Here is a 6000-nt window from a genome sequence, read left to right as displayed (position 1 = left end):
TAGATAAAGGTTCAGTAGAAATTACAAAAGTGGACAAAGACAGCCAGAAGGCATTAGAAGGCGTAACATTCGAAGTGCAAGATGAAAAAGGCAAAGTAGTAACGAAAGTAAAAACAGGTAAAGAAGGAAAAGCGAAAATTTCAGATCTATCTGTAGGGAATTACAAACTAGTAGAAGTAGAGAATTTACCAGGATACAAAAAATTAACAGAGCCAGTATCATTCGAAATTAAAAAGGGTATGACAGAAGTCTTATCATTAAAAGTAGAGAATGAACAGTTAGACAAAGGTTCAGTAGAAATCACAAAAGTAGATAAAGATAGTCAAAAAGTATTAGAAGGCGTAGTTTTCGAAGTACAAGACGAACAAGGTAAAGTAGTAACGGAAGTAAAAACAGATAAAAATGGTAAAGCAAAAATCTCAGACTTATCTGTAGGAAAGTACAAATTAGTAGAGAAAGAAAGCTTACCAGGATACAAAAAATTAACAGAGCCAGTATCATTCGAAATCAAAAAAGGAATGACAGAAGTTCTATCATTAAAAATAGAAAATGAAATGGTAGATACGGGAAATGTAGAAATTACAAAAATAGATAAAGATAATAAGGCACCGTTAGCAGGTGTAGTCTTTGAAGTTCAAGACGACAAAGGCAAGGTGGTAACGAAAGTAACGACAGATAAAGCTGGAAAAGCAACAGTTTCAGATTTATCAGTAGGAAAGTACAAGTTAGTAGAAGTAGAGAGTTTACCAGGCTACAAAAAATTAGAAAAGCCTGTACCATTTGAAATTAAAAAAGGTATGACAAAATCTTTAACGTTCACTGTAGAAAATGAAATGGTAGATACGGGGAATGTAGAAATTACAAAAATAGATAAAGACAGTAAAGCACCATTAGAAAATGTTGTATTTGAAGTACGTGACTCAAAAGGAAAAGTAGTTGCAAAAGTAACAACGGATAAAGAAGGAAAAGCAAACGTTTCAGATTTATCTATTGGAAAGTATGAGTTAGTAGAAGTAGAAACACCGACAGGATACAAGCCACTAGAAAAGCCAGTTTCATTCGAAATTGAACAAGGTAGAGTTACAGCATTACAATTGACTGTAGAAAATGAATTAGTGGATGTAGGAAATGTAGAAATTATAAAAGTAGACAAAGAAACGAAAGATGCTTTAGCTGATGCTGTATTTGAGATTCAAGATGAAGCAGGACAAGTAGTTGCTAAAATAACGACAGATAAAAAAGGACAAGTACAAGTTACTAATTTATCAGTTGGAACATACAAGTTAGTAGAAGTAAAAGCACCAAAAGGATATAAGCAATTGGTAGATCCGATTACTTTCCAAATTGAAAAAGGCATGACAAAATCTCTTACTTTAACAGTAGAAAATGAAATGTTAGACAAGGGAAATGTAGAAGTAACAAAAGTAGATAAAGATAGCCAAAAAGTATTAGAAGGCGTAGTCTTCGAAGTACAAGATGAGCAAGGCAAAGTAGTAACAGAAGTAACGACAGATAAAGAAGGAAAAGCAAAAGTTTCAGATCTATCAGTAGGAAAATACAAATTAGTAGAGACGAAGAGCTTACCAGGTTACAAGAAGTTAACGGAACCAGTATCATTCGAAATTAAAAAAGGTATGACAAAAGTCTTATCATTGAAAGTAGAGAATGAAAAGTTAGACAAAGGTTCAGTGGAGATTACAAAAATGGCCGCTGAAAGCAAGGAAGTCTTATCAGGAGCTGTGTTTGAAGTCCATGATGACAAGGGAAAAGTAGTAGTGAAAGTAACAACAGATAAAGATGGAAAGGCAAAAATCGCAGATCTATCTGTAGGTAACTACACACTAGTAGAAGTAGAAGCACCAAAAGGATATGAAAAATTAACTAATCCAATTCCATTTGAAATTACAAATGGAATGATAAATGCAGTTCAATTAGAAGTATTAAACAAATTGAATCATTTAGCACCACCAGGTCCAGAAACACCAGATCCAGAAAAGCCTGGAACACCAGATCCGGAGAAACCTGGAACACCAGATCCAGAAAAACCTGGAACACCGAATCCAGAAAAGCCTGGAACACCGAATCCAGAAAAGCCTGGAACACCAAATCCAGAGAAACCTGGAACACCGAATCCAGAAACACCTGGGACACCAGATCCAGAAAAACCTGGAATACCGAATCCAGAAAAACCAGAAAAAGAATTACCAAAGACAGGGCAGAAAATGCCTGTGGAACCATATATGGGAGCACTTCTTGTAATGATGAGTTTTGGGTTACTCGTATTAGGTAGAAAACAGCAGAGATAATAAAGGTGAAAAGGTATCCTCAAAGTATTTGAGGATACCTTTTTTATTTGACATAAAAAAGGTATTTAGCAAAAGAACTCGATACAAATAAAAACAAAAAGGAATACAAAGTTTACCCTATTTTCTTAATGTGGCTATATCAAAAAAGTTAGTTATATATATTTAATGTGAAAGTAAAAGATTAAAGGCCTTCTTAATGTTTGGATGAAAAAAGAGTTATCTTTTTAATTAATTTGAGTACTTTAGGAAAGAAGTCTATTTCCTAAAGTACTCAAAGGATGATAGTCCAATAGCAGGTGGGAGATGAAAATCGTTTTAGCACTGTAGTAGCACCTTAAAATGTAGATAGGGGAAAATAATGTAAAAAAACTATTGTATATTTAAAAACCTTATGTTACATTTGTGTTACAAAAAAGTTACAAACTGTAACTTACATTACGGTTTGTTTTCTTTTGTTTTCCGGTATGTTACGAAATGAGATTCGTAGCAAAACAACCGAGAATATGTAAAGTTAAAAAAATAGCAACCTAAAAATAGTTTTTCTATGTGTATAAGAGTGTGTGTAGTAAAGGGCCTGGTGAGATCTTTACGCACATTATTAAAAATCCTTTCTGTCTTAAAAGAAGAAGAAACCAACTATTTAGGGGTTTTAAGTAATGATAGTAAATGAAATGTACTTCCTTTCCCACACACAACGTAGTACATATTTACTTTCAGTCTAATTACTACACAGACTTTTATACATATGCTGTTATTGTTTTAGGGATATATAGGAGGAGAGAAAATGAAAAAGTTATTAATGGTAATTGGACTTACGTTTTTAATGTTAGCTGGATGTAGTAATGGTAATTTTGAAAAAGCAATGGATGAAGGAAAGACCGCGTTAACAAATAAAGAATATAAAAATGCCTTATCATCATTTGAACAAGCGCTAGATGAGAAAAAAGATGATTCAGATGCAAAAGTTCTAGTAGAACAAACGAAAGCAATGATTGAAGCTGTAAAGTTAAAAGAAGAAACAAAGATAGAAGAATCAATCAAGTCATTTGAAAAAGTAGAGAACATGAAGAATGGAAATACTACGCTTATAAAACAAGCAAAGGAAGAACGAACAGCATTACTAGCCATCTTAGAACAAAAAAAGAAGTATAGCGAGCAACTGACGAAAAGTGAAGAGTTAATAAGTAAGAAAAATTATGCAGAAGCAAAAGATATATTAAATAAGCTAGTTGCAGAAACAAAAGATAACAAGAAACTTGAAGAATATAATAAAAAAGCGGTAGGATTAGTTACTAAAATTAATGAAGAAGAAAAAAATGCAAAAAGTGAAGCACCAGCGAAGGCACAAAAAAACACTGCAGTAACGACTCAAAAGGTAGCAACAGAAAAGAATCAAAAAGCAGAGACAGAAAAAAATCAAAAGGTAGCGACTGAAAAGAACCAAAAAACTGAGACAGAAAAGAATGAGAAGGTAGAGGCAGAAAAAAATCAAAATGCATTTACTTTTGAGAAAGCTAAAGAATATATTAAAAATGAATATAAAGAAGACTATGATTACACGCTAGAGAATACGCAAGTAGAGAATGGAAAGAAATATTATCAAATTAGAGTGCGTACGACATATAAAATAGAAGGCGCAGCTGGACCAGGATTTACTGGAGTATTCAAAGTATTCGAAGATGGTACAATTATTGAACTGCACTAAATTGATGGAAAAGGTATCCTCAAAGTATTTGAGGATACCTTTTTTAGCATAAAAAAAAGCATCTAGCAAAAGTACTAGATGCAAATAAAAACACAAGGGAAGACAAAATTCTTCCCTTTTCCCGTATGTAATTATATCAAAAAATTTATAAAAAACTAGCTATATTTAAAATATAATTTTTAAAAAAATTATATACATAAATAATTGCAATACTCGCAGTTTTATCTTTCTGAAAAATCCATTTCTTTAATTTTGAATATTAAGACTAATGTTGATAAATCTTCAGATAATTAGAAAATATATCCAAAAGGATATATAATATTGCTTAAGAGATAGTGTTAATGGATTACATATATTTCATTTGGTGTATTAATTGAATATCATAATTTTTAATTTTATTAAGCAAGAATCTCGGTTACTTATTGCATTTCTAACATAGGGTGAGATAGAAAAATACAATAGTGTGGAGGTTTTTATAATGACGTTTGTTCTTAGTAAAATGAGTGGATTTAGCATAGAAGAAAAGGTACATGAATTTGAATCTAAAGGATTCCTTGAAATCTCAAATGAAATCTTTTTACAAGAGGAAGAGAATCATCGCTTATTAACACAAGCACAGTTAGATTATTATAATTTGGAAGATGATGCGTACGGTGAATGCCGTGCTAGATCTTATTCAAGGTATATAAAGTATGTTGATTCACCAGATTATATTTTAGATAATAGTAATGATTACTTCCAATCTAAAGAATATAACTATGATGATGGCGGGAAAGTTAGACAGTTTAATAGCATAAATGATAGCTTTTTATATAATCCTTTAATTCAAAATATGGTGCGTTTCGATACTGAATTTGCATTTAAAACAAATATAATAGATACAAGTAAAGACTTAATTATAGGTTTACATCAAGTAAGATATAAAGCTACTAAAGAAAGACCATCTTTTAGTTCACCTATTTGGTTACATAAAGATGATGAACCAGTAGTGTTTTTACACCTTATGAATTTAAGTAATACAGCTATTGGTGGAGATAATTTAATAGCTAATTCTCCTCGGGAAATTAATCAGTTTATAAGTTTGAAGGAGCCGTTAGAAACTTTAGTATTTGGACAAAAGGTCTTCCATGCCGTAACGCCACTTGGAACAGAATGTAGTACGGAGGCTTTTCGTGATATTTTATTAGTAACATTTTCTTATAAGGAGACAAAATGAGAGAGAATAAAATAATTATGATTTCTGGAGCCAATAGCGGTATAGGTCATGCTTGTATAAAATACTTTTTAGAAAAATCATTTCATGTAATAGCTCTTGATATTAATAATAATAACTTAATAGATTATATGAAAACAGATATGCCTTTGAAAGTAGTGCAAATTGATTTAAGTAATAGCGAAGCGATTCATAATCTTTTTACTCAATTAGATTTAGAAAAGCTTTCTCCTGATATATTAATAAATGCAGCTGGTATTCGAGAGATAACACCTGTTTTACATTTATCCGATGATATGTTTAAAAAAGTAATTGATGTAAATTTAGTAGCCCCATTTATCCTTTCTAGGGAAGTAGCTAAGCGATGGTGTGAATCGAAAATAAAAGGTTGTATTGTGAATATAGCATCGGTTTCTGGATTAATGGCTGAACCAGAGCGAGCTGCTTATGTGGCATCAAAGCATGCCTTAATCGGATTGACTAAACAGATGGCTATGGAATTTGGGAAGCAAAATATAAGAGTAAATAGCATTTCTCCCGGTGTTATTAGAACTGAACTTACAGAAGAATACTTTAGTAATAAAGCCTTGATGTCTATGATAAAAAGTAATCAATCTTTAGATACTTGGGGGTTGCCGCAGGATATTGTTTCATGTATTGATTACTTGATTTCTGATCAGGCCCGCTTTATTACTGGTTCTAATTTTGTAATTGATGGTGGTTGGACTGCAGGGAAAAATTTGTAATTGAGTGTTTTTGAGGAAAAGCACCTGTCC

General features: G+C 31.9%; 4 protein-coding genes. All 4 read left to right on the top strand.

Features of this window, described 5'->3' with window-relative positions:
* A partial coding sequence (locus IBT51_RS26215; protein ID WP_200483302.1) for an MSCRAMM family protein occupies positions 1–2306 on the top strand: 2306 nt, incomplete at its 5' end.
* 784 nt (positions 2307–3090) lie between these two features.
* Positions 3091–4011 carry a hypothetical protein gene (locus IBT51_RS26210; protein WP_200458444.1) on the top strand — a complete coding sequence of 307 codons (921 nt, stop codon included), beginning with the start codon at positions 3091–3093 and terminating at the stop codon, positions 4009–4011.
* Between the two features lie 478 nt (positions 4012–4489).
* Positions 4490–5227, top strand: a complete 738-nt coding sequence (locus IBT51_RS26205; protein WP_053565070.1) for a 2OG-Fe dioxygenase family protein — start codon at positions 4490–4492, stop codon at positions 5225–5227.
* Positions 5224–5970 carry an SDR family NAD(P)-dependent oxidoreductase gene (locus IBT51_RS26200; protein WP_001208939.1) on the top strand — a complete coding sequence of 249 codons (747 nt, stop codon included), beginning with the start codon at positions 5224–5226 and terminating at the stop codon, positions 5968–5970. Before IBT51_RS26205 ends, IBT51_RS26200 begins: the two co-directional genes overlap by 4 nt.
* The last annotated feature ends 30 nt before the right edge of the window (positions 5971–6000 follow it).

This window comes from Bacillus sp. S71 (assembly GCF_016625265.1).
In the GTDB taxonomy this organism is placed as follows: domain Bacteria; phylum Bacillota; class Bacilli; order Bacillales; family Bacillaceae_G; genus Bacillus_A; species Bacillus_A cereus.
Note: the sequence above shows the minus strand (reverse complement) of the source record. Positions and strands in the feature narration are given on the sequence as shown.